The organism is Vibrio tubiashii ATCC 19109 (genome assembly GCF_000772105.1).
Lineage (GTDB): Bacteria > Pseudomonadota > Gammaproteobacteria > Enterobacterales > Vibrionaceae > Vibrio > Vibrio tubiashii.
In genome coordinates this window covers 651,125-675,511 of sequence record NZ_CP009355.1, presented here as the reverse complement: position 1 = coordinate 675,511, position 24,387 = coordinate 651,125, and the positions used below count along the sequence as shown (strand labels likewise).

At 43.9% G+C, this 24,387-nt stretch carries 19 protein-coding genes; 13 read left to right on the top strand and 6 right to left on the bottom strand.

Annotation, left to right across the window (positions count from 1 at the left end; genetic code table 11):
- Nucleotides 1–35: 35 nt before the first annotated feature.
- Together IX91_RS18200 and IX91_RS18195 are read right to left on the bottom strand one after the other, a co-directional pair.
- Nucleotides 36–1,499, bottom strand: a complete 1,464-nt coding sequence (locus tag IX91_RS18200; RefSeq protein ID WP_004743037.1) for a hypothetical protein — start codon at nt 1,497–1,499, stop codon at nt 36–38.
- A gap of 153 nt (nt 1,500–1,652) precedes the next feature.
- On the bottom strand, nt 1,653–3,311 hold the full coding sequence (locus IX91_RS18195) for an ABC transporter substrate-binding protein (protein WP_004743036.1): 1,659 nt from the start codon (nt 3,309–3,311) through the stop codon (nt 1,653–1,655).
- A gap of 264 nt (nt 3,312–3,575) precedes the next feature.
- Between IX91_RS18195 and IX91_RS18190 the strand changes: the two genes are divergently transcribed.
- The 5 genes from IX91_RS18190 to IX91_RS18170 all read left to right on the top strand — a co-directional run bounded on the left by IX91_RS18190 (nt 3,576) and on the right by IX91_RS18170 (nt 8,791).
- A complete protein-coding gene (locus tag IX91_RS18190; protein WP_004743035.1) occupies nt 3,576–4,973 on the top strand; it encodes an alpha-amylase family protein in 1,398 nt (465 codons plus the stop codon).
- Nucleotides 4,974–5,124: 151 nt separating this feature from the next.
- Entirely contained in the window at nt 5,125–5,775 is a 651-nt protein-coding gene (locus IX91_RS18185; protein WP_004743034.1) for an HAD family hydrolase, read from the top strand.
- A gap of 188 nt (nt 5,776–5,963) precedes the next feature.
- Nucleotides 5,964–6,821: a glutathione-dependent disulfide-bond oxidoreductase gene (gene yghU, locus IX91_RS18180; protein ID WP_004743033.1), complete on the top strand. Its 858-nt coding sequence runs from the start codon at nt 5,964–5,966 to the stop codon at nt 6,819–6,821.
- A gap of 171 nt (nt 6,822–6,992) precedes the next feature.
- Entirely contained in the window at nt 6,993–7,373 is a 381-nt protein-coding gene (locus IX91_RS18175) for a hypothetical protein (RefSeq protein ID WP_004743032.1), read from the top strand.
- Between the two features lie 17 nt (nt 7,374–7,390).
- Nucleotides 7,391–8,791 carry a class II fumarate hydratase gene (locus tag IX91_RS18170; RefSeq protein WP_004743031.1) on the top strand — a complete coding sequence of 467 codons (1,401 nt, stop codon included), beginning with the start codon at nt 7,391–7,393 and terminating at the stop codon, nt 8,789–8,791.
- Between the two features lie 51 nt (nt 8,792–8,842).
- On the opposite strand, the gene IX91_RS26675 is transcribed toward IX91_RS18170, so the two are convergent.
- From IX91_RS26675 to IX91_RS18155, 3 genes are all read right to left on the bottom strand, one after another.
- Complete coding sequence (locus IX91_RS26675) at nt 8,843–8,989, bottom strand: hypothetical protein (RefSeq protein WP_004743030.1); 147 nt, start codon at nt 8,987–8,989, stop codon at nt 8,843–8,845.
- A 76-nt stretch (nt 8,990–9,065) separates the two neighbouring features.
- On the bottom strand, nt 9,066–9,434 hold the full coding sequence (locus IX91_RS18160; protein ID WP_004743029.1) for a VOC family protein: 369 nt from the start codon (nt 9,432–9,434) through the stop codon (nt 9,066–9,068).
- Nucleotides 9,435–9,507: 73 nt separating this feature from the next.
- On the bottom strand, nt 9,508–10,440 hold the full coding sequence (locus IX91_RS18155; protein WP_004749429.1) for an endonuclease/exonuclease/phosphatase family protein: 933 nt from the start codon (nt 10,438–10,440) through the stop codon (nt 9,508–9,510).
- Nucleotides 10,441–10,644: 204 nt separating this feature from the next.
- Between IX91_RS18155 and IX91_RS18150 the strand changes: the two genes are divergently transcribed.
- From IX91_RS18150 to IX91_RS18130, 5 genes are all read left to right on the top strand, one after another.
- Entirely contained in the window at nt 10,645–13,122 is a 2,478-nt protein-coding gene (locus IX91_RS18150; RefSeq protein ID WP_004748633.1) for a bifunctional diguanylate cyclase/phosphodiesterase, read from the top strand.
- Nucleotides 13,123–13,214: 92 nt separating this feature from the next.
- Complete coding sequence (locus IX91_RS18145; RefSeq protein ID WP_004748632.1) at nt 13,215–14,591, top strand: ATP-binding protein; 1,377 nt, start codon at nt 13,215–13,217, stop codon at nt 14,589–14,591.
- Nucleotides 14,588–15,235 carry a response regulator transcription factor gene (locus tag IX91_RS18140; RefSeq protein ID WP_004748631.1) on the top strand — a complete coding sequence of 216 codons (648 nt, stop codon included), beginning with the start codon at nt 14,588–14,590 and terminating at the stop codon, nt 15,233–15,235. The genes IX91_RS18145 and IX91_RS18140 overlap by 4 nt, the downstream gene beginning before the upstream one ends.
- Nucleotides 15,232–16,071, top strand: coding sequence for a DUF2861 family protein (locus IX91_RS18135; protein ID WP_004748630.1), 840 nt, complete (start codon nt 15,232–15,234; stop codon nt 16,069–16,071). The genes IX91_RS18140 and IX91_RS18135 overlap by 4 nt, the downstream gene beginning before the upstream one ends.
- Nucleotides 16,072–16,133: 62 nt before the next feature.
- Entirely contained in the window at nt 16,134–18,413 is a 2,280-nt protein-coding gene (locus tag IX91_RS18130; RefSeq protein ID WP_004748629.1) for a glycoside hydrolase, read from the top strand.
- Between the two features lie 56 nt (nt 18,414–18,469).
- Here the strand turns inward: IX91_RS18130 and IX91_RS18125 are convergent, their stop codons facing one another.
- Entirely contained in the window at nt 18,470–18,802 is a 333-nt protein-coding gene (locus IX91_RS18125) for a DUF6559 family protein (protein WP_236642967.1), read from the bottom strand.
- 495 nt (nt 18,803–19,297) lie between these two features.
- On the opposite strand from IX91_RS18125, the gene IX91_RS18120 reads away from it, so the two are divergent.
- Genes IX91_RS18120 through IX91_RS18110 form a run of 3 tightly spaced genes read left to right on the top strand, consistent with a single transcriptional unit; the run spans nt 19,298 to nt 24,368 of the window.
- Nucleotides 19,298–19,954 (top strand): TetR/AcrR family transcriptional regulator, encoded by a 657-nt coding sequence (locus IX91_RS18120; RefSeq protein WP_004748627.1) that lies wholly within the window; start codon nt 19,298–19,300, stop codon nt 19,952–19,954.
- Nucleotides 19,954–21,270 carry an efflux RND transporter periplasmic adaptor subunit gene (locus tag IX91_RS18115; RefSeq protein WP_004748626.1) on the top strand — a complete coding sequence of 439 codons (1,317 nt, stop codon included), beginning with the start codon at nt 19,954–19,956 and terminating at the stop codon, nt 21,268–21,270. The genes IX91_RS18120 and IX91_RS18115 overlap by 1 nt, the downstream gene beginning before the upstream one ends.
- Nucleotides 21,267–24,368 carry an efflux RND transporter permease subunit gene (locus IX91_RS18110; protein ID WP_004748625.1) on the top strand — a complete coding sequence of 1,034 codons (3,102 nt, stop codon included), beginning with the start codon at nt 21,267–21,269 and terminating at the stop codon, nt 24,366–24,368. Before IX91_RS18115 ends, IX91_RS18110 begins: the two co-directional genes overlap by 4 nt.
- The last annotated feature ends 19 nt before the right edge of the window (nt 24,369–24,387 follow it).

Genomic DNA, 24,387 nt, shown 5'->3' with positions numbered 1-24,387 from the left:
CCCCATTTAGGGGCTTAGTTAATTAGTAAATGAGGTTAACCGCAATCTTTAGACCACGTGACGCCTTGATCCTTAGAGCATTCCGTAAGAGAGGTACCGTTATGGTAATAGGTATTTTTCCACCACTGACCATGAGAGTTTCTAGAAATACTAATCTGATTGTATTTAAAAGGTGTTATTGCAATGTGTTGGTGCTTAGCTCTCCACCAAGAATCCGCACTGTACACAGAAGTATCGTTAAAATCTGTTGACAGATAGCTCAAATGATCCAAAGTGCTACGATTAAAACCGGCAACTTGGTCTGCGACGTTAACTAACCTAGCATATGGAACTTTATCATTTTCATATCTAAACGAAGCATCTGCTAGGATGTAACCATCTCGATAATTGTTCACAACAGTTGCCTTCAATGTCTGAGCATAACCTGCTCCAACATTTTTATTCGCACAACTCACCCAGTCGGGTTCTTGAGTGTACGAACTATTTGTTAAACTGTATGTCGTTAATGCATCAGGTTGTACAACCTGCTCAAGGGACTCTTGAATATCACAAGTATAGGTTTTATCGTCACGAACCCAAATCGTCGCGTTCTTGGAATAATCTAAACCATCTTTATGCTGGGTATTTCGTTCAGTTTGTCTAGTCAGCAAAAGTTCGGTTTGTAAATCTTCAGAAACCTCATATTCTTTGTGAACAAGTTTTGTATCCGTCATAACAGTTATGACTTTGTACCACTTGTCTACTTGTTGCTTCTTCACGTCATCCCAGTATTTCCAATAATAATCAACGTAAGCTTGTTGCGCTCCAGCATTCACGGCTTGAATTGATTTAGTCTCGCTATACGATTTCTTAATCGCTGGCATCATTTTTTGGGCAAGCTGATAAACCGTATCATCCTTTTCTTTAATGAAGTCGCCGTATATTTTATCCACCGCAATGTTGTATCGCTGAGCAATACGTTGATCAAGCTGCTTCACATTTTGAATAACTTTGTCTTGCGTGTTTACCGCAGTTTTCAATTGCGTACAGCTCGTAATGCCGCCTTGATGTAAGTCGGCCTGAATTTGATTCCATAGTACTGTGGTCAACGGAGTCGTCGACTTGATTTCATGCTCGCTGCTTAGAGTCATTGCCGGTGGAAACACCAGTTTATACGGTTCAGCAATCGGTGTATTCGGGCTGTCTGCATCAATTGCACCAATAGGGACGTCGACCACTATAGGTGCAAAGTCGATACAATCCGAATTAGCACCAGCCAACGACAAACTATAACTCCCTTCTTTGTTCGTGATCGCGCTCGGCTCTCCAGAATCCAGTTTTCCGTTGTAGTTAAGATCGATAAATGCTGTCGCACCCGAAATGTAACCGTCAATTGCGACACCCTTAATACTACGAGTTTGCGGTGTAGTGGCTGAGCTTGATGAACCACCATCGCCACCTCCCCCACACGCGACAACGCCTGCAGAGAGCGATACAACAGCAATAAGTTTTAAATTCATTAAAGGAGACCTTGATTAGTAGTTAGAGACAAAAACGCGCCATTGGGGGGATGGCGCGCGGCGTCATGGCAGTAATGAACGCGAGTCTAATACTAGCTATCTTCGACAAGAAAAAACATGAAAGGAATTAGAGCAAAGAGTGCATGTTTTCTATCAAGTATTTTTATTAATCCAAAGGTTGTAGAAGTCGCTGTAGCCGCCTTTGCTTATTTCAACACCTTGAACTTCCACACTGCACGTCACCTTTTCTTTTCCATGAAATAATGGCAATAACTGTTGGTGGCGATATAAAGATTGCTCAATTTCTTTCAACGCTTGGTATGGGTTCTGGTGACTTACTGCCCTCTTAACGGCTTCACAGTGTTTTTGCATTGCTTCATCATTGTAAATAAACCTCAATCCTGATGAGGCGAGTAGCCAATCGTATAGCCCAAAATCTTGAGGTTGCTCGATAATTTCCTCGATGAACAAGATATCAGCCTGATCTCTCATCGCGCCGGGGTCACTGATATCTTCAAGTGTTTTTATATCCACTGTGACGCCCGTTTTCTCAATGACATCTTTCAACCAAGCGACCGTTTTCTTTAACAGCGGAATCGTTAGTTTAGGCTTGGTAATGACTAGATGCCCTTCTAAGCGAGGTGGCACCGCCTGCATTATCTTGTGCTCATATTGCGAAAAACTCAGATCATCAACGACTAAATCGGAGTCAAAAAGCTTTCGTTGGCTCTGCACATAATCAATAAGCTGTTTAATGGTAGCTTGGTTAATTTCAGCGCCATTTCGATAATTAATCGCTAAGTAAGAAAGAGCATTGATCATACTCTCTTCTACCACACCTTCTTTACGATTAAAGCTCAAATTGTAATCTTGTAACTCTGAAGCTTCCGTCAGCGTAATTTGATCAAGTAGCGCACTATGGCCATAGTACTTACCATGCCGTTTTAAAACCAAGCGCTCGCTGTCCCACTCTTTGACGAAAAATGGTCCAGTTCCTATGTTTACACTTAACCCATTCGCAAACTCAGCTTTATCCTCACTGTATACAGAAGTATGAGGTAGACATAAGATATATAGAAAAAGCGGATTTGATTGACAAAGCTCAATCGTCAGTTGATTTCGACTCACCACCTTGATGTCACAAACTTGCTCAAATAGATATTTAACAGGCCCATCTATCGACATGAGTTGATTTAAGCAATCCACTACATGAGTGACTTCTAATCTTTTACCGTTGTGACATATCACTTCAGGCCTTAACCAAAGATGTATAAGTCGCCCTTCAAGCTGCCAACAGTGTGCTAGCCCAGCTTGAACTTTCCCTTCTTTGTCCTGCACAAGTAAGGTGTTGTAAATACTGCGTAGAATTTGTAGTTCGGGCAATCTATAGGTTTTAGCTGGTTGTAATTTATCAACCCAAGGGTATTGAGTTATCAGTAAATTTCCACACTCCTCATTGAGCTGATTTTGTTTTTCAGTGGCTAACGTTAGCGCTTTAACGGCAGTTTCTCCGAAGAGTTCCATCATCCGAGTAATGTTCGAAAAACGACCATGTTCGAGTTCTGCAACAAATAGCTTTTCTAGCACACAACATAGCGTCACTTTGATTTGCAGCTGGCTCAAATTGCCCCTTCCTTTCGAAGGAATCCAGCAAATCCACCCCAGTTCAGACAAACTTTTAATGATGTTTGAAGTATTTCTACGCGAGGTTGAAAAAGCGTTCTCCAACTCTTCGATCGCCAAGTGGTAAACCTTGTCAGGTTCATATTTTAATAGTAGCTGCTGGAGTCTACGTAAGTTCGCGTCGCTCAATGGTTATCCAATAAGTTTAATAAATTCAATTGCATAATATTGCAGGTCAAATGAAAACATATAACTTCCCTCTTGCCAATCTTTGCTGGAGAAAAATCAAATTGCATTGATGCCATTCACCCGATCATAAATGCTACCTTGGTATGTATTTTATAAATTTGACCCCTACAGAGCGTGAGCACAATTCCGGGTTTACATTTAATCGCTACAAATAGAGAGCGGCAAAAATATCATTGTTGTGAATATCAATAACGAGAAAACCCTATGAAAAAAATAACATCAATATTCGCTGCCACAGCTGCACTCTGTATTCCTCAAGTTGCCAGTGCCGAGGCGATACTTCATGCATTCAATTGGAAATACTCCGATGTCACTCAGAATGCACAGCAAATTGCTGCCAACGGCTATAAGAAAGTGTTGATTTCACCAGCAATGAAGTCAAGTGGCACTCAATGGTGGGCACGCTATCAACCACAAGATCTACGTGTTATCGACTCACCGCTGGGGAACAAACAAGACCTAGAGGCGATGATTGCGGCTCTTAAAGCGCAAGGGATTGATGTCTATGCTGACGTCGTTCTGAATCACATGGCGAATGAATCTTGGAAACGCAGCGACCTCAATTACCCTGGTACCGACGTATTAAATGACTACTCGTCTCGCGCTAGTTATTACGCAAATCAAAAACTGTTTGGTGATTTGAGCCAAAACCTGTTCTCAGCATCAGACTTTCACCCTGCAGGATGTATCACTAACTGGAATGATCCAGGTCACGTTCAGTACTGGCGACTATGTGGCGCGGATGGTGATACAGGTCTTCCAGATTTAGATCCGAACAACTGGGTTGTATCACAACAAAAAAGTTACCTTAAAGCGCTAAAGTCGATGGGTATCAAAGGCTTCCGTATTGATGCGGTTAAACATATGAGCCAATATCAAATCGATCAAATTTTCTCTTCTGACATTACATCCGGAATGCATGTGTTTGGTGAGGTGATTACTAGCGGCGGCAAAGGTGATTCCGGTTATGAAGCATTCTTAGCCCCATACCTTAACAACACTAATCACGCTGCATACGATTTCCCACTATTTGCTTCTATTCGAGGTGCCTTCTCTTTTGGTGGTGGGCTAAACCAACTGCATGATCCGAAGGCATATGGTCAAGCGTTAGAAGATGCACGCGCGATTACCTTTACTATCACCCACGATATCCCGACAAATGATGGTTTCCGTTACCAAATTATGGACCCTACCGACGAGAAACTCGCTTATGCCTACATTCTTGGCAAAGATGGGGGAACGCCTCTGATCTACAGTGATGAGCTGCCTGACAGCGAAGATAAAGATAATGGTCGCTGGGCAGATGTTTGGAAAAACTCTACCATGATCAACATGCTCAAATTCCACAATGCGATGCAAGGTAAATCTATGACCATGCTACACAGTGATCAATGTACCTTGCTGTTCAAGCGTGGCAAAGAGGGAGTTGTCGGAATCAATAAATGTGGTGAAAGTAAAACAACCACTGTTGATACCTACCAGCATGAGTTTAACTGGCACGTTGCGTATAAAGATGTCTTAAGCTCAGATACAACAACCGTTAACTCACGTTACCACCAATTTACTGTTCCCGCACGCACCGCTAGGATGTGGAAGCTGTAGCAGTACGTCATCTCAAAGGCCTTAGCATCGCTTAGGCCTTTGAACTTAACCTCTAGACACCTAAGACTAACTATCCTAAACCTTGGCTTTTACTATAATTATTTTGTGTGCAAGAATGTCTGACCACACTGTTATGGATTAAGTCGTACCTATGAAATTTCAAGCTGCCATCTTTGATATGGATGGGCTATTACTCGACACTGAGCGCGTTTGTATGCGTGTGTTTAAGCAAGCCTGTGAAAATGTCAATCTCCCTTTCTATGAAGACGTGTATCTATCAATCATCGGTAGAAACTCTGCAGGCATTGATCTGATTCTTCGCCAAGCATATGGTGACGACCTTGATAGGCTGCATGCAGAATGGCGCATAAATTACGATGCCATCGTCAAGCATCAGGCAATACCGGTAAAAGATGGTGTTGTTGAGCTACTAGAGTGGTTGAAAAGCAACAATGTTCCAACTGCAGTGGCGACCTCCACTCATCGTGAAGTTGCAACGATTAAACTCGAACTTGCTGGTTTGTCTAAGTATTTTGCTAGTTTGACCTGCGGCTGTGAGGTCACGCACGGTAAACCTGACCCAGAAATTTACTTGCTTGCAGCTGAGCGCCTAGATGTACAGCCAGAACAATGCCTTGCATTTGAAGACTCCAATAATGGCGTTCGCAGCGCTGTTGCGGCTCATATGACGACATTCCAAATCCCCGATCTTGTTGAACCTTGTGAAGAAGTCAAAGCTTTGGGTCACCAAATTCTGCCTTCTTTAATCGATGTCCTTGCGTACTTAAAGGCAGAGCACTAATCGCCAACAACTAAACGCTATGCAGGCTTAGACCAACTAAGCCTGTTTGTTTATTAGTAATTCCTTATATCCTTTCCAAATTGTCAATAACCAGCTGTTCTAATAAAAAATTCCTTAAGGGCTTTTTATCCGATCTATGTATCCCAATGTTTATTATTGCCGGATAACAATCTGAATAAGGAATAACAATGACAAACCAATACGTACCACCAAAAGTATGGAAAATGGATGACGAGAACGGCGGCCAATGGGCGAGTATCAACCGTCCTGATTCTGGTGCTCGTCATGAGAAAGCGTTACCTGTTGGTCAGCACCCTATCCAGCTCCATTCTATGGGTACTCCAAATGGTCAGAAAGTCACAATCATGCTCGAAGAGTTGCTTGCACTAGGCGTGACAGAGGCCGAGTACGATGCATACTTAATTAAGATTGGCGAGGGCGACCAGTTTGGCTCTGGCTTCGTAGAGGTAAACCCAAACTCAAAAATTCCTGCATTAGTTGACCAATCGGGCGATGCACCGATTAATGTGTTTGAGTCAGGCAATATCTTGCTCTATCTCGCAGAGAAATTCGGTCACTTCCTGCCAAGTGATATTGCGGCTAAAACTCAAGTCATGAACTGGTTATTCTGGCTTCAAGGCTCTGCTCCTTATCTAGGTGGTGGATTTGGTCACTTCTACGCCTACGCGCCAGAGAAGTTCGAATACCCGATCAATCGCTTTGCCATGGAGGCAAAACGTCAGTTAGATGTTCTTGATAAACAGCTGGAAAACAACACCTTTATCGCTGGTGAAGAGTACAGTATCGCAGATATCGCAATCTGGCCTTGGTATGGCAACCTAGTGTTAGGTAAGACCTATGATGCCGCAGAATTCTTAGACGTTGATAGCTACAAAAACTTGAAACGTTGGGCAGAGCAAATTGAAGCCCGAGAAGCTGTGCAGCGCGGTCGCATTGTTAACCGGGCTTGGGGCGAAGATTGGGAACAAGTTCCTGAACGTCACAGTGCTGAAGATATTGATAAAGTACTGGCACTAAAACCTTAACCCTAATCAATACAATCCATAAAGCCCTGCTAAATATTTCGTGGGGCTTTTATTTTATAGATACCTAACTATTCAGTCCTAACCCTCACAATCGAAATCAACCGCAAAACTAAGGGTTGATTCGCCCAACTTAATTGATAATAATTATCATTACATTAAGTTGAGGTGCATATGGATAATCAACAGCTACTTTATAACGCATTCTACAAATCTCAGGATCGATTTCTTGATCGTTATACTCAGTGTGGGTTTGAACCTGATGTCATTCATGACTACATACATTGGGGGATGTTGTTGGCATCCCAATATGAGTCTGGAGCGAACAATGAAAACCCACTTCTGTGTGAGCTTTTCCTGCGCCAGCTCTATTTTCATCTGCTTGATGCAATTCAAGATCCAATACGCAGCCGAATTTTTCGTCGAGTCTGCCTAGACTCTATCCATACCCCATTGATGTGCCTAAAACGCTACTACTATCAATGTGAAGATGGTGACGTTCAGTTTTTACACCTAAAACAACAATTACAGCGCATACAAGCGCCATTAGACTAATTCAAAAGGACCCAATGATGACTCAACGCCCTACTGCACAAGAATTTCGTACCGAGAAAGACAGTATGGGAGAGGTAAAAGTACCTCTTAATGCTCTATACCAAGCTCAAACTCAGCGTGCTGTCGATAACTTTCACTTCAGCAAACATGTGATGCCGGAAGGCTTTATTAAAGCACTGGCCTACATTAAGCAAACCGCCGCTTTGACCAATGCCCAACTAGGACTACTAGAAGGTGATATTGCACAGGCTATCGCGGATGCAGCACAAACCATCATTGAAGGTGAGCACATTGAGCACTTCCCTATCGATGTCTATCAGACAGGGTCTGGCACTAGCTCAAACATGAATGCTAATGAAGTGATCGCAACGCTCGCCTCACAATTACTTGGTGGCGATGTGAATCCTAACGACCACGTTAACATGGGACAAAGCAGTAACGACGTTGTTCCTACTGCAATCCAAATTAGCTCCGTATTAGCGATAGAAACGCAGCTTATCCCAGCGCTAAACCATCTATCTAAAGTGCTAAGCGATAAGCGAGCTGAAGTTGGCGAGAGTGTTAAAACTGGCCGAACGCATTTGATGGATGCGATGCCAATTACATTCGACCAAGAATTAGGTGGCTGGCAGTTCCAAATAGAACAAGCGAAAACTGGCATTGAACAATCTCTGATTGCAGTCAAAGCCCTAGCGCAAGGCGGCACGGCTGTTGGCACAGGCATTAACGCTGACCCTAGATTCGCTGCTAAGTTCGCAGACAATCTCGCCCAAGCAACACGTATTGATTTTGCTTCTAGCGAGAATTTCTTTTACAACCTCAGCAGCCAAGACGCTATTATTGCGCTTTCAGGTCAGTTAAAAACGGCCGCGGTAGCGACAATGAAGATTGCTAACGATCTACGTTGGATGAACTCTGGCCCACTGGCAGGTTTAGGTGAAATTGAACTGCAAGGTCTTCAGCCTGGTTCATCAATCATGCCAGGAAAAGTGAACCCTGTAATTCCAGAAGCGGCAGCAATGGCAGCAGCTCAAGTGATAGGCAACGATACGACAATCACGGTTGCAGGTCAGTCAGGAAACTTTCAGCTCAATGTTATGCTGCCAGTGATTGCTCACAACGTACTGGAGAGCATTGAGCTACTTGCTAACAGCGCGACTGCATTAGCAGATAAGGCAATCGCCACATTTAAAGTCCGCGAAGACAACCTCGAAGTCGCATTGGCAAAAAATCCAATTCTGGTGACAGCATTAAACCCAGTGATTGGCTACCTGAAAGCAGCAGATATTGCGAAGAAAGCCTATAAAGAAGGTGAAGCGATTATTGATGTTGCTGAACGTGAAACCGATTTGGATCGTGCAACACTAGAACGTTTGTTGAACCCAACAAAGTTGACCAAAGGTGGTGTCGCTGAATAGCGTATTTGGTCGGTCAAAACAGAAAGCACACATCCTTGTGTGTGCTCTGGACTATATCCAAGCCAGAGACAACAGCAAAAATGGTAAGGCAATCGCCGATGCCATTTTTGCTAACGCCAATAACTCTCTTAGCATCACTTCACGCTTAGGTGAAACGGCTGCATGCGAGAATGACGCCGCAACTTGTGCACTGTTCATAAGTCCTCAAACAAATGAGATGTGAAAGGAGCGGCAATTCTATAGCTAGCTCTGCTTTACTTCAACTGATATAAAATTAGCGAATATTTTGCGCAATTCTCCACAATACGCCTGATGGATCAATTACGCAGAACTCCAGCATTCCCCACGGCTGCTCTATCAAGTCAGTCACTTTACAACTAAAGTTTTGCTCTATCTGCGAGTCTTTAACATGACTAAACCAGCTATTCGCATCTTCAACCAGTAAGTGCATCATGGTGTTTTCTGCATGCTCAACGTTATAGTAGTTTTGCAGCAGAAAAGCGTGGCCTTCACGCCTTAAGTAAGCAACATCACCAAAAACTGAAGCGACCTCAAAGCCCAGAGCCTGATAAAATCGTTGTGACTCATCGAAGTCTTTACTTGGAATAAACGATTTGATTTCTGTGATGGCTAAATTACTCATAGTGAGCATCCTTTCCCTTGGCAAAAAACAATTAGGCGAGCAAGCATACTCTGTTTGCAAGTGAGAATCGATATCAATAACCAATTTTCGTCAACACCATCTTATGATCGGAGCCATTCGGCTTTTCGACACTTCTACGCTCGCAAATCCTTCTGCCGGTTTGACTCGACTTTAGCCATAAATGATCGATTGCAATCATCGTAAAATCTGGAGTTTGAAACTGATTTACCCAATTTGGCCAACTCGCTACAGGAGCAGTTTGAAAACTGGGAAACATCTTACCAAACCGAAGGCTCGCCGAAGAGAGATTAAAGTCTCCGACAACCAACACCTCGTCACTTGGATAAAGCTGATTTAAAGACTCAATGGTGCGAATAATGGCATTGCGTCGATACCATAGCGCTTTGGTCCTCGGTGAGGTGGGATGAGCCACCATCAGAGTGAGATCAACATGTTTATTAGGATGCCATTTGCCCCGGATAATCGCTTGTTCATCCGGCGTGAGAAAAACCGACATATCTTTCAGTGGTGAACGGCTCAGTACCATTTGGCTTGACGGATACCCTATTCCCTCCTGACCACCGTAGTAATAAGGGTACACATCATCAAGGGTTTTAAGTTTCTCGCCTATTTCTGGAGCAACTTCTTGTAGAACCACTAAATCACTTGGGTTGGCGAGCAAATAGTTAATAAACCCGTTTACATTGTCGTTCTCGTAGTAAAGATTAAATTGCGTCACGGTGATTGGATTGACGCAATTGGCAGTGAGCACACGGTTCGACTTAGGTGTGAGCAAAAAGAACACGCCAGAAACGACCAAGCAAACGCACGCTTGCAGCCAATGTTTTCCGAGACAGAAGCCAACACTCATGACCCAATATACAAGCAGAAAGATCGCCGGAAATGCGACGATATTTTCTATCCACCACGTTGATTCGTAGAACGACAGGCTCACCCAAGCCAGTGCTGGAATGAATACGATAAACCAAATAACTGCTCTTTTCACCGAGACTCACTCTAAAGGATAAGGTTCAGTAAGTATGGTCTACATAACGTGAATGTCTCCAGATTGTCTTAATATTAAGCAGCTAGTTTGTTATGGCTAACTCTCAAATTTCGATAACAATCAATAATTTTGCAGAATGTAAATAAAACTATAAAGTCAATGGCGCTATACTGTCCAACAGAGCGAACCATCTCAAGGAGCGATATGAGCAAGCTAACGGACAAAAAACTGATCAACCTTATTACGTATGCTCCCGCTACTATCGTTGCCTTTTTCACCCTGTTATGGGTTTTGTTTACCGTTAGAGACACCATCCTAAGCTCTCAAGAAGATCTCGCTTCACTTCAACAGGATTACGAGCAAAGACAGCTTGTCGAATTGACCAACCGCGTAGAGTACGTCCTTGAGCAAATTGAGTTCGCCCGTGACCAAACAGAACAACAACTAGAAAGTACGATTAAAGAACGAATCTACGAAGCGCACGCTATTGCCACTCGCATCTACGAAAACAACAAACAACTCCCAGAAAAACAAGTCACTAAGCTCATCACTGACGCCTTAAGAGATATTCGCTTCAATAACGGGCGCGGTTACTTCTTTATCTATAAAACGGAAGGCCTCAATGTGATGCACCCTCTGCTCCCTAGAGTGGAAGGGACATCTTTATGGGATTTCAGAGACGTTCGCGGTAGCTACATTGTCCGTGAAATGGGCGAACAAGTTAAAGCTAAAGGCGAGGATTTCTATCGCTGGTGGTTTGTAAAACCCAATAACAAGAATCATGAGTTTGAAAAAATTGGTTTCGGTAAATACTTTGCACCCTATGATTGGTTTATTGGCACGGGTGACTATGTTGTCGACGTGGAAAATGACATCAAAGCGACTTCGCTCGAATGGCTAAGAAACTTAAGATTTGGTGAGCACGGCTATGTCTTTGTTGTTGATGAGAACGGTCAAGTTCTCTCTCATTTAGATCAGTCGTTAATTGGCAAAAGCATCTTTGATATTGGTAGTGAAGAAGTCAAGGAAGGCGCGAAACGTATTATGGAAACCAACAGGGGCATTGTGAAATACATCGCGCCTGTTGGCCCTTCTAATATCTCTAACTACTCTAAAACTAGTTACGTCGTCAAAGATGAAAACTGGGGTTGGACAATTGGCGCAGGCATCTACAACGAATTAAATAATCAGTTTTTAGCCAGCCGTGCTCAACAAGCTGACCAAGAGCAGCAAGAAACGCTACACCAGATGCTAGTCATTGGTGGGTTCACAATATTCGTTGTCGCTGCTTTGTCTCTAGTGCTTAGCCGACTTATCGCTAATCGATTCAAGCGATTTGAAAAAAGAATTAACCGCGATTTTGATGATTTACAAGATACCAAGGACAAACTCGAATACATGGCGTGTCACGACGAACTAACCGGACTGCCTAACCGAGCCCAGCTTCACAATAATATTCGACAAGGAATTCAACTTTCAGAAGCAGCGTGTTGTCAATTGGCAGTGATGTTTGTCGATCTAGACGACTTTAAGAAAGTAAATGATTTATACGGACACAGTGCGGGTGACAAATTACTCAGCGAGATCGGTAAGAAATTTGATGAGTTTTTAGGGCCAAATGATTTCGTTGCTCGCTTTGGTGGTGACGAGTTTATCTTTTGTTTTTCCAACCTAAAAAATCTTTCTGAAACCGAAGCTAAAGTCGACAAGATAAAAAATGTGTTCAAACAACAATTTGTTATCGACGGTAAGGTTATTTTTGCTAGTTGTTCTATTGGCGTCTCCATGTATCCGTCCGATGGAGACGAGCCTGAAGAATTAATATCAAAGGCCGACATTGTTCTCTACAAATCTAAAGCGCGGCAAAAAGGTGATGTCCTATTCTTCGATAGTTCAATCAACAAACAAGTACAGTACGATTTCTTGCTTGAGAGAGAGTTACGTGAAGCTATTGAACGTGACGAACTGACCGTAAGCTATCAACCTCAAGTCACTGCCCAAACAGGTGAGCTGCATGGGGTGGAAAGCCTGCTACGTTGGCACAACCCTCACCTAGGCAATGTGTCTCCACTGGAGTTTATCTCTCTCGCCGAAGAGATTGGACTCATAGGTCAGATCGGAGAGTTTGTGCTCAATAAAGCCTGCGAAGAATTTGCCAGCGTTTTTCCGTCTCCAGATTACAACTCTACCCTATCGATTAATATCTCCCCAATGCAGTTGATGGATAAAGCTTTCATTAGCCAGCTAAAAAGAGCGATAGAAGAGAACCACTTACCAAGTAACCGAATTACGCTTGAGATAACGGAAAACGTCTTGATTAGCGACCTTCCAAAAGTGACACCGATTATTAATCAGATCAAAGAGCTTGGCTTTACGATTTCTCTCGATGACTTTGGTACCGGTTATTCATCGCTAAGTTATTTGAGTAACCTGCCGTTGGACGAACTCAAAATTGACCGAGTCTTTGTCGATAAGATGTTGAGCTCTGAGCAGAGTGACTCTCTAGTCAAAGCTATTCTCGCCATTGCGCAATCCGCAAGTATGAGAGTTGTCGCTGAAGGTGTAGAGACAGAAGCACAAAAAACGGTACTGATCGATTATGGCTGTGATGTATTGCAAGGTTACCTAATCGAAAGACCAATGCCCATTGCGCAATTAGCCGAAAAATATGCTGAATTATAGTCCGCGTATATTTTGTTGACACTGAGGTTACAAATCTCGCTAAAAAGTCGCTAACATTTGTGGGAGCCCCTTCATTTGGTTAATGGTTTTTAATGCCCCTACGCTTATACGCTACTTTCTTCTTCGTCTTGTTTGCTTTCGATGCTAAGGCATCTTTGCAGCAAACATGGCAGCAGTTTTACCAAAGTAGTTGGTCCAATGCTCAATTGACTCTGTCGCAAGAAGAACTGTCGCGTTATCCAAGTGACCTACTGACATCAGAGAGTCAATATCCTGATTTTAGCCAGTTTTCGTGGGCAGACATTGAGGTGCTTTCAACAATCAAACAACAGTGTCAGACGCCTTCTGCCTATAATCCAACTCTAGAAAGCGCGGTTGAGTTTGAGCTTTATGTTTGCAACGAGAAAGCGATCCCTGACTCGTGGTTTGAGGAAAACCCGAAACGCCACCCAGCTGGAGGCACTTTTGTCGAGCGCTACTTCGAAAACATCAAACCAGTTAACGGCCAACTTGCGCTTTGGTTATCCGGTGACAATCCATCACATCCACTACGAAATGTATTTAATCAGATTTCAGATTCTGGACGAGACGCGTTACTGAAAGGTTACCGAGCTTGGCTAGAACCCGATGCGCTATGGCTAAATGGAGAGCAGGGTTGGAAAAAGATTCCAAACAAAGATTGGCAGCCTGTTGCACAGCAGTTTGCGATCACGATTAATGGCAACCAGTGTGATTTTCGCTACAGCAACTTGTGTATCGCTAAAGCTCAGTCCAATGGATATATTGCAGCGATACTCGCTTCCATCTTCTCTTTAGTTTTGGCTTTATTGTTAGCTCGCACTCTTTATCTAAAACGTCAGCAAAATCGCAACAAACGTTTTATCTTACAGTTACTGACACATGAACTACGTACTCCTATTGCGAGCCTAGGCATGACAGTCGACCTTTTTCGCCAAGAGTTTGATTCGCTGAATGATAACTCACAACAGGCTATGTGGCGTTTATTGGAAGACTACCAACGCCTAGCGCAACTCACCGAAGCCAGCAAGGGCTACTTGAGTTCAAAAGAAAACTACAACGATGCCAATCAAGAAGCCTATTTGAGTGAATGGTTAGAACATACTTGCTCTGGACAGGGCGTTGAATTCGATTTGGATGAAGACAAGCAACTCACACTTCCCTTCTACTGGCTTACCATCTGTTTGAACAACCTAATAATGAATGCCAAACAGCATGGTAAGGCTCCGATTAAAATCCATGTTTCTGTCAATGAGAAGCTCTGTATTACCGTTACCGATACTGGGCAATTTCCTTCCTATTGGAACCGTATAAGAATGAAGCAAAACACCAATCAAGACAGCAATATGGGCATCGGTCTGAGTTTGGTTCGCCACCTGATGTCACACCTCGGTGGAAAAGTCATCATCAACACCAACCCAACACGTATTACTTTGGAGCTGCCTCTATGAATTCAATCCTGCTAGTTGAAGATGATCAACTACTCGGTCAAGGAGTCCAAACCTTCTTACAATCCAATGGGTATCATTGTACTTGGGTTACCAACGCTAAAGAGGCAGGAAAACATTGGTTTAGTGCTGATCTCGTGATTTTAGATCGCCAACTTCAAGATGGCGACAGCCTTAATCACTTACCCACTTGGTTACAAACGAAGGCACTGCCTGTCATTGTGCTAACAGCCAAAATCGAGGTTGAGCAACGCGTTGAAGGGCTAATGTGTGGTGCGAAAGACTATATGACTAAGCCCTTTGCACAAGAAGAACTCTTAGCCCGTATCGTTACCCAACTTCGTCCTCTGGGCTCAAGTACGATCGCTTATAAAACCCTTTCTATTGATGTATCTATGCGACAGGTGCTCGACCAAGATAAACCAGTCACCCTGAAACCGAAGGAGTTTCAACTTCTCGTTCTCTTAATTCAAAATCAAGGTCGTGTTTTCCATCGTGAAGAGCTACTTAATAAGGTCTGGGGTTACCAAGCCTTTCCCACAACCCGAACCGTAGACAACCATATCTTAAAGCTACGTAATACCTTACCGTGTTTAGAGATAGAAACACATCGCGGTGTAGGATATCGATTGGTGGAAAACTCATGAGTTATAAGACTTGGATAGTGACACCACTGCTGATTGCTTTCGTTACTCCTTTTTGTTCGGCAAACGACGCTACGTGGTTCCGCAATACGCCAATGCAATCGACCATGGAGGCTCTACTCGAAAAGCAGCCGAGACGAGCATGGCAAGAACTCACTCTAGCACTGAGTCAGAATCACATTGACCCCATACATTGGCAACCCGTTAAAGAAGCCATATTGGCACAATCAAACTGCGGTCATCAGCTTGATACAAGTTTGTCTGCGATGCCTCCTCGGTTAACACTCTCTTTTATCAGTCGTAGCGGTTTCTCTAGCAGCGGCTACCAAATTAAGGTCTCGACAGAAGAAACACAACAAGGTGGTCATTTCTCGCTCGTCACCCCACAAGGAATATCTCTATTATCTGGAGAGGTTGAACCTCACAAGAATTATCAGGAATGGGAAACCAACGAACTCATTACTTCTCCTGAGGCGGGAGTCTACTATTTAAAATACAATCGCAACGAGTTGCCTGTTGTTGTTTCTCGTTACGATAGCAACCACTGGCTTAATCGTTCAACAATGGATAGTTCTGTGATTCAAGCGAGCCTTCCTCAACTAAATAACGGCTGTGCGAAACCGGTTGTGAATCTCCAATGGTTTGATTCCGAGTACAATCAAGTAAAGAACAAAAAAGCACTAGAAGTGACGAGCAAGAAGATAACTCTAGAGCAACTGCAACCCCCACCCAATGCTCGCCACTTAAGTGCCTCCACACTCATTTTTGAGTACCAGCCTGGAGTAAAAGTTGAGTATATTCATCGAATCTCGTTGCCCTTCTCTAATAGAGACAAATAGGTGACAAATTTAAACATCCGCTAATGTGTAATAGGCATATTGAAAACAACACGACGTAAAATATGCCTTATAAACCAACCACCTTAATCCTATCAACCATAGCTAGCCTATTGTTATCATCTGCTTCACTGGCTACATCATCAGTTGACAGCATCTCACTCATAACTGACTCGCAATCAGTGAACATCGAACCTAACTCACTGGCGATAAAGTGGAACAATCAATCGGTCAACCAAGCAGGTCTGCAAATTGATGGTGTCAGTCAGCAGGCCGTAAAGCTAGAGCAGCTTTCTAACACTCACTTTCAATGGATTTTAAAACCGAGCAACATCAGAGTAGATGCAAAATTAGCGTCAACTCTGAGCTTGTCTTTCCGCCTTGCTGAAAATCAAACCGTGATAAGAGACCAGCCCATTACCCTGAGTTGGTATAACCTAGCGGAAGAAGATGCACAGGAGCTCTATTTACCTTTTAGTGAAGGTATGCGGGTTCCAACCTCAAGCCCTGAATGGATCAAATACCTATCTGAGAGCCGTGATGGCTCTAACACCACTCAAGATCTAAAAATGCCTTTTTGGACCGCTAAGCAGGGCTCTCAATACATTAGCTGGCACATGGTAACAGCAACCAATAACGCGCTATCTTTTCCCCAAGTCGCTGACAAACTCGATATGAGAGCTGCGCATCAATTTACCTCCCTCAATTCTAAACAGCCTTTCACTTTCTCCGTTAGCATTGGTGATGATTGGTTAAGTGGAGCAAAGCAGTATCGCCAGTGGCGAATCAGTAATGACTTTAGCTCTACTCTGGCCGAGAAAAAGCAAGCTAACCCAAACATCGAAAAGCTTGTTGGCGCTAGCCAAGTGTATCTATTTGGTTCCGATGGAATTAGTGTTCAAGACGTCACTGATTGGTGGGGTTTACACTCGTGGTTGTTTAAGCGCGCTCAGCTTGCGATAGAAAAATCAGCCAGAAAAGAGTTGCAAGGTCTGGTCAAAGGCAAGGATTGGCTGAGTCACTATCACAAACAGTTGCTGGTAGACTCTATCAACCTCGCCCTTAATACAAAGTTTAACGCCCCAGCCCCAACTATGGTCAACAATGCCATTGAAGCGCAATTTAAAACCGCTCAGCAAAAGAAACAATGGCTAAGCATTCACGCTGGACAATACCTCATTGATCCACAGCGATGGGGACAAGCTATCTCAACCGATATGGTAAAAAACCTTAAATCGTCAGGTTTAACCCACTTATGGCTCGGTTTTGATAACTGGATGCCCGCCTTCTACCAACCAGAAGTCATTCAACGAGCCAAGCAAGCCGGCTATTTAGTCGGTACTTATGATTCATACAATACTGCGATACCACTTGGGCTCAATGATGGATGGCTTACTGCACAGCTCCCTGACCAAATTCGCAACACATGCGCTATCGAACTTGCAGATGGTTCAAAGAAGAAAGGCTTTCGTGGTAACGGCTATTATCTCAACCCACTTTGTGAAACAGAATACGTAAGCAAACGAATTTCAGACATTCTCCATTTTGGTCAGTTTGATAGTTTGTTCATTGATGTCGATGCCACTGCAATGGCACGTGAGGACTACAACTTGAAGACAAGCGAATCTGATATGCTACGCGGGTTTAATTCACGAATGCGGTCTATTGCCGACAATAACAACGTCGTACTCGGTTCAGAAGATGGTAACGCACTCACCACCTCAGGCATTGCTTTTGCTCATGGTTTAGAAACGATTGGGTTTGGTTGGAGTGATAAAGAGATGAAACGCGATACTCACTCACCCTACTACCTGGGACGTTGGTATCCAGATCACAAGCCAGATTTCTTTTTCAAGCCAGCAAAAGTTAAAGAGCCCTATAAAACCTTACTCTTTGCTCCTCAATATCGTATTCCGCTCTACCAAGCCGTCTTTCACGATGAGGTGATAAACAGTCACCATTGGCACTCTGATAGTCTCAAATTCAGCGATGTTAAAATCGAGCGTGACCTAACAGCTATGCTTTACAATGTTCCCGCGATGGTTCATCTCAGTAGAGACGAAGCTTTGTCACCAAACAGCAAGAGATTGGTGCAGCTTAAACACTACCAATCAGGTTTTAAGCCTCTACATCAGGCGCTTTGGGATAAGCAGTTAAACCGTTTTGAGTGGTTAACGGAAGATGGCAAGGTACAGCAAACGACCTTTTCTGATGGCAGTAAGATAATTGCTAACTTCTCAGACAAAGAAGTTGAACTAGACAAATACAAGCTTGAGCCACAGTCTATATTGGCTTTGCTCGAAGGCAATAAAACGATGAAGTGGAAGCCTTTAGAACTGAAGTAATAACGAAAAAAGGATTAATACCACTGTATTAATCCTTTTTCGGTCAAGCTTACTGCTTAGTAACGGCTATTCATTCCATAGTGATTCGCCATGCTGTCTTCTATGCTTCCGCCTTTCCAAGAAGAAGGGCTCGCTAGCTTGAGCACATCCATCGCCGTATACTCCGCTCCAGCGAAGATTTTATGGCTTAGTTCTTTGCGTAAAGCATCTAACTGAGATTGGCTAAGTTCAAACTTGTCACTTTGCTCGCTAGTGAGCTCATTACAAAACAACGCAAGGTTATAGTGAAAGTAACGTTTGGAAGTCTCAACGGAGCTTGCGGCCTGAAAAACTTGACCAGCAGAGTAAAAGTCTCGTGACCCATACCCCTTAATTAAAGCGGGGGTCATCTGAGCAATCATTTTCCGCAGCGCTCTGCGCTTAAAAAAGGTTCTGAAAATAGGCATAGCCATCAACACCTGTACTACTTGATTTGCCAACACTATAGCACGAAGATCACTTCAAAAAGGGGCTTTCTAGCTGTAGCCCGTACATTTCATAAGTGAAAATTATCTTTGCACTTTTAATAATTATCAGCTCATGACAAAAGTGTTAACTTAAGCAGCATTGGTTACACTGATATAAAGAACTGCTAATAACCACAGATTCTTCATAACAGCTCAGATATGGATATAGAACCAACAACTTCCAAATATACAACAACTATTTTTGACTTTTCGCCCGCTTAGTAGCTGCTATGCGGGCATTTTTCTGTCCGCTATTTTTACTTATCTCAACAAGCCCACTAATTAATCACTTGTTTAAATATTGATTAATTTAAGTCATATCGAATACTTAGCATGCACTCTATAATTAATCGAATGTTTAATTTTGAGGTAATAAGCGTGGCAACGACAACGAGAAAAGCGGGTCGTCCCAGTGACAGCATTGACGCTCGGCAAAATTTGATTCATCACGCTCGCGAACTCTTTACGGTTATGCCTTATGACAAGGTATCAACGCGCCTTGTTGCCAATCGAGCGGGCGTCAACGTAGCAATGATCCGTTACTACTTTGGCAATAAAGAAGGTCTGTTCGAAACCATGTTGCGAGAAACCCTCGCACCAATGAAACAGCAGATGGACATTCTGGTTAAAGACAGCTCACAAAAGAACTTTCTCGATATTATGCGAACCTATTATCGCGAAATGATCAAAGTGCCTCAGTTCCCCCGCTTAGTCGCTCAAGTTATGCATATGGACGCAACTGATACACAAAGGAAATTACTAGAAAAGGTCTTTTTCGACATCAGCCAGCCAATGCAAATGGTGATGTTTGAAAAGCTTGTCGACAGCAAAATATTGAGAGCAGATGCAGACCCTAAACTTTGTAAAGTCTCTTATATTAGCTTGATGGTCTTTCCTTTTATTGCTCCCCCAGCCCTACTTGCCGTTCACGGGATTGAGCTGAATGAAGAGTTTCTCAACCAACTGTTTGAACACAATATCAAATTAATGACACATGGATTTCTTACGTCCAACGACCAGCAGGAACAACAATGATGAAAATGAATAAGAAGCTACTGTTTTTTCCAGCGCTAGCCGTTGGTGTCATCGCCTTAGTGTTAGCAGTAAAAATGAAGCCCGATCTACCGGTTAAACCCGCGGGTGACCGAGCGCGATTGGTAGAAACGACACCTCTAGAGTTGCGCGCAATGGCACCTAAAGCGATCGGTTTTGGTAAAGTTGCGCCAAAAATCGAATGGAAAGCGATAGCAGAAGTGACGGGCAAAATTGTTTATCGCCACCCTAGGCTAGAGAAAGGACAAGTGCTTCAGGCAGGGACAGAAATCCTGCGTATCGACCCACTCGATTACGAGTTGAAACTGGTACAAGCTCAAGCTGACCTCAAATCTGCTCAAACCTCTTTAGCTAAGCTTTACCAAGAAGAAGATAATCTTAAACAGACACTCAAAATTGAAAGCAATCGTCTGGTTATCTCAAACAAAGAGCTACAACGTAAACAGAACCTGCGCAAAAAAGGGCTCACTTCGCAATCTGATGTTGACCAGCAAGAACAAAGTGCTTTATCGCAACGAAAACTGGTACTCGATATCGAAAACCAAATCGGATTGATGCCCGATGAAAAACGAGTCGCTGAAGCCTTGGTCAAAGTCAACACCTCTAAGGTTGAAGAGGCACACCGCTCATTAGAAAAAACCATCATCAAGCTGCCTTACGACTTGCGCATTGCCGCCGTTGATATCGAACAAAATCAAGTGGTGAATCTACAGCAAACCATGGTCACAGCGCATGGCATGGATGTGATGGAAGTAGAAGCCCAACTTTCAATTCATGATATGCACACCCTTGCGTCAAGCTTAGGTGAGTTCAATCGTGATGAGTCTGGTATCCCTCAACCAGACATGACATTTATCAACGCCAGTATTGAACTGAGCAGCGGTAACATGAAAGCAACTTGGCCTGCAAAGGTTAGCCGAATCAGTGAAACCGTCGACCCCAACCAAGCGACCGCTGGGGTTATATTGGAGATTCAGCAAGACTACCGCAATCTAAACCCTAACAGCGTCCCCCCACTCGTGAATGGGATGTTTGTACGTGCGTTTATCGAAGGTCAAGCAAATCCAAGCTGGGTGATTCCTGAGCGTGCACTTCATGGCGACAAAATCTACCTAATGGATGAAGCCAATAAGCTGACAATTCAGCCTGTCACTGTCCTTTACCGTCGCGGCAATCAAGTCATTATTGATGGTGACCTGAACCAAGGTGACAAGCTAATCCTGAATGACCTACTGCCTGCGATCAATGGCATGCTGCTTAAAGAGGCAACGGCGACTAAAGAGGAGTCAGCGCAATGATTCGATTCTTCGCTAAACACCCGACAGCAGCCAACTTGCTGATGCTCGGTTTGCTCGTTTTGGGTATTACATCGCTGCCCAATATCAAAAGGGAAACCTTCCCTGAGTTTGATCCTCCCTACATCATGGCGGGCGTCGTTTACCCAGGCGCTTCACCACAAGAAGTAGAAGAAAGCATCTGTGTTCGAATGGAAGATGCGGTCGACGGTCTTGCCAACATCGAAGAGACCCAGTGTGAGGCAATTGAGGGCTCTGCGAGACTAATCCTTAAACTGAACGAGAAAGCAGACATCGGTCGTATGCTGGTTGATGTGCAAACACAGATCAACTCCATCAATGACTTCCCACAAGAAATCGAGTCTCCGGTTGTTCAAGAACTCGATTGGAACGAACCTGTTGTAGATGTCGCTATCACAGCCGATACCACATGGCCTGAGCTTAAAGCCTATGCAGAACAGCTTAAACGAACGTTAAAACTTGACTACGACGTATCTCTTGTCGATGTGGCTGGTTTTTCTGATCACCAGTTTCGCGTCGAGTTAGACTCTCAAGCAATGCGTCAGTTAGGTTTAAGTGTTGGTGATATTGCGACGCAGATAGGTCGTCAAAACATCAAGCTGCCGAGCGGTAATGTAGAGACGCCAGACAAAAACTTTTTGATTCGCTTTGATGAAAGACGTATTACACCGCAGCAACTGGAAAGTATTGTCGTTGGTTCTGGTCCAAACGGCTCACTGATCCGCCTTAAAGACATTGCGACCATCACAGATCGCTTTGAGCTCGATGAGCAGAAGGTATTATTCGATGGACACCCTTCCGCCCTGCTTAAAGTCAGTAAGAACAAAGAGGATGATGCGTTACGGATTAAAGAACGTGTGGCTCAATTTGTCGAAGAGCAACAAGCTATCGCGCCGGATGGTGTCAAGTTAGAGCTGACTAACGATCTCTCTTCTGTGCTTTGGGACCGATTAACCATGATGGTCAGTAACGGTTGGCAGGGTATCATTCTTGTCTTCGCAACGATGTGGCTATTCTTTAGTTTGCGCTACTCTTTCTGGGTTGCTGCGGGCTTACCTGTCGCTTTCCTTGGTGGTTTATTCCTGATGGCGCAGTTAGGTCTTTCCATTAATATCATGTCTTTAGTCGGTCTACTGATGGCAATCGGTATTATGATGGATGATGCAATTGTTATTGCAGAGTCAATCGCAGCGCACTTGGACAGAGGAGAAGACGTCGACAATGCGGTGATTAAGGGCGTGAAGAAAGTGCTCCCGGGCGTTATCTCTTCATTCTTAACCACGGTCTGTATCTTCGGCAGTCTATTATTCTTGCAGGGTGAAATGGGCGCCGTGCTAAAAGCCGTCCCTCAAGTGCTAATTCTGGTCTTAACGCTGAGCTTGGTCGAAGCTTTCCTAATTCTGCCTAATCACCTCTCTCACTCTCTACATAAAGAGAAAAAAGAGAAGCCACCAGCGAAGTTTAAGAAGAAACTGCTCGATAGATTTGAGAACTTTAGAAACACCACGTTAGTTAACGCGGTAGAGAAAGTTGTTGAGTTTCGATATGCCTTCTTAGGTGGTGTCGTTGCGCTACTTCTTGTCTCGGTCGCGACAATAGCGGGAGGACTGCTTAAGTTCCAACCCTTCCCGGAGTTAGACGGAGACATAGCGGAAGCTCGCATCATTCTTCCTCCGGGTTCGTCTTTGGCTCAAACCGAGGCCGTGGTGGATAGAATTGTTGCATCTGCGCACAAGCTAGATAAGGAATGGACTGAGAAAGTCGAAAATGGTGTTCCTCTCATTCAACACATTACCAGTCAGTTCAATGCTAACGCGGATGCCAACGAATCTGGCCCTCACATTGCGACGGTAAGACTCGATTTACTCGGTGCAGAAAGCCGAAACACTGTAATTGACGACTTTATTGCGGCTTGGCGACAAGATATCGGAGAACTGGCAGATCCTATTTCTCTGGTCTTTAAACAGCCGACAATGGGACCGGGCGGAAGAGCGATTGAGATACGTGCTAAACACGACGACCTCGATGCATTGAAAGCCGCTTCGATTGATATTCAGCAGTACCTGAATGAGTTTGATGGTGTCCACGGTGTGCTCGATGATATGCGCATGGGTAAAGAAGAAGTACTCGTCAAGCTTCGTCCGGGCGCAGAAACGTATGGTATCAATGGACAACTGATCGCTAACCAACTTCGTGCAGCCTTTTTTGGACAAACCGCAGACGAGATTCAGGTGGGTGTTGAAAACATCTCAATCGAAGTGCGTTTAGACAAAGTGCAAGCAGGCGATCTCCAGCAACTGGCTAATTTCCCCATCATTATGTCTGATGGAAGCCAAATTCCGCTTGCAACGATCGCGACACTAGACTTCCAGCGAAACTATGTGCGAATTCAACGTATCGACGGATTAAGAACCATTAGTGTGTTTGGTGACGTTGACAATACCAAAGCGAACTCAACCGCAATTATTGCTCAATTCCAGCGCGACGAAGCCCCTAAATTAACAGCCAAGTACCCAGGATTGCGCTTTGATTTTGAAGGGGAAGCAAAAGACACCGCTGAGACAGGCGCCTCAATGGGTAAAGGCTTCCTGCTAGGGCTATTTGGGGTGTTCGCAATACTGAGTTATCAGTTCAGAAGCTATCTAGAACCCGTTGTTGTTATGTTAGCTATTCCATTGGCGTTCATTGGCGTGGTTTGGGGGCATATTCTTCTGGGTCACTCACTCAGCATGCCTAGTATGATGGGGTTTGTCTCTTTGGCGGGTATCGTGGTCAACGACTCGATTTTACTCGTTCAATACATACGCCATCACGTTGATGAAGGCGATAGTGTTCATGACTCCGTTGTTAAGGCAAGTAGAGAACGTTTTAGAGCCGTCTTCCTGACCTCAATGACAACCGCTGCAGGTTTGCTCCCGCTATTGACGGAAACTAGCTTGCAGGCTCAGGTTATTCAGCCTTTGGTTATCTCGATAGTCTTTGGTATCTTCGCCTCAACTTTACTCGTGTTGTTTATGATTCCAGCCGCCTATGCCGTCCTCGCAGACTTTGGGCTGGTTCATAAGCACGAGGAAATTTAGGTACAAAAAAGCGGGTCAC

What these genes read in the sequence shown, in the direction of transcription:
- IX91_RS18130 (WP_004748629.1), top strand. Translation starts at nt 16,134, where the DNA reads ATGCCTTATAAACCAACCACCTTAATCCTATCAACCATAGCTAGCCTA.
- IX91_RS18135 (WP_004748630.1), top strand. Translation starts at nt 15,232, where the DNA reads ATGAGTTATAAGACTTGGATAGTGACACCACTGCTGATTGCTTTCGTT.
- IX91_RS18200 (WP_004743037.1), bottom strand. Translation starts at nt 1,499, where the DNA reads ATGAATTTAAAACTTATTGCTGTTGTATCGCTCTCTGCAGGCGTTGTC.
- IX91_RS26675 (WP_004743030.1), bottom strand. Translation starts at nt 8,989, where the DNA reads ATGAACAGTGCACAAGTTGCGGCGTCATTCTCGCATGCAGCCGTTTCA.
- IX91_RS18170 (WP_004743031.1), top strand. Translation starts at nt 7,391, where the DNA reads ATGACTCAACGCCCTACTGCACAAGAATTTCGTACCGAGAAAGACAGT.
- yghU (WP_004743033.1), top strand. Translation starts at nt 5,964, where the DNA reads ATGACAAACCAATACGTACCACCAAAAGTATGGAAAATGGATGACGAG.
- IX91_RS18160 (WP_004743029.1), bottom strand. Translation starts at nt 9,434, where the DNA reads ATGAGTAATTTAGCCATCACAGAAATCAAATCGTTTATTCCAAGTAAA.
- IX91_RS18190 (WP_004743035.1), top strand. Translation starts at nt 3,576, where the DNA reads ATGAAAAAAATAACATCAATATTCGCTGCCACAGCTGCACTCTGTATT.
- IX91_RS18125 (WP_236642967.1), bottom strand. Translation starts at nt 18,802, where the DNA reads ATGACCCCCGCTTTAATTAAGGGGTATGGGTCACGAGACTTTTACTCT.
- IX91_RS18185 (WP_004743034.1), top strand. Translation starts at nt 5,125, where the DNA reads ATGAAATTTCAAGCTGCCATCTTTGATATGGATGGGCTATTACTCGAC.
- IX91_RS18145 (WP_004748632.1), top strand. Translation starts at nt 13,215, where the DNA reads ATGCCCCTACGCTTATACGCTACTTTCTTCTTCGTCTTGTTTGCTTTC.
- IX91_RS18150 (WP_004748633.1), top strand. Translation starts at nt 10,645, where the DNA reads ATGAGCAAGCTAACGGACAAAAAACTGATCAACCTTATTACGTATGCT.
- IX91_RS18115 (WP_004748626.1), top strand. Translation starts at nt 19,954, where the DNA reads ATGAAAATGAATAAGAAGCTACTGTTTTTTCCAGCGCTAGCCGTTGGT.
- IX91_RS18110 (WP_004748625.1), top strand. Translation starts at nt 21,267, where the DNA reads ATGATTCGATTCTTCGCTAAACACCCGACAGCAGCCAACTTGCTGATG.
- IX91_RS18175 (WP_004743032.1), top strand. Translation starts at nt 6,993, where the DNA reads ATGGATAATCAACAGCTACTTTATAACGCATTCTACAAATCTCAGGAT.
- IX91_RS18140 (WP_004748631.1), top strand. Translation starts at nt 14,588, where the DNA reads ATGAATTCAATCCTGCTAGTTGAAGATGATCAACTACTCGGTCAAGGA.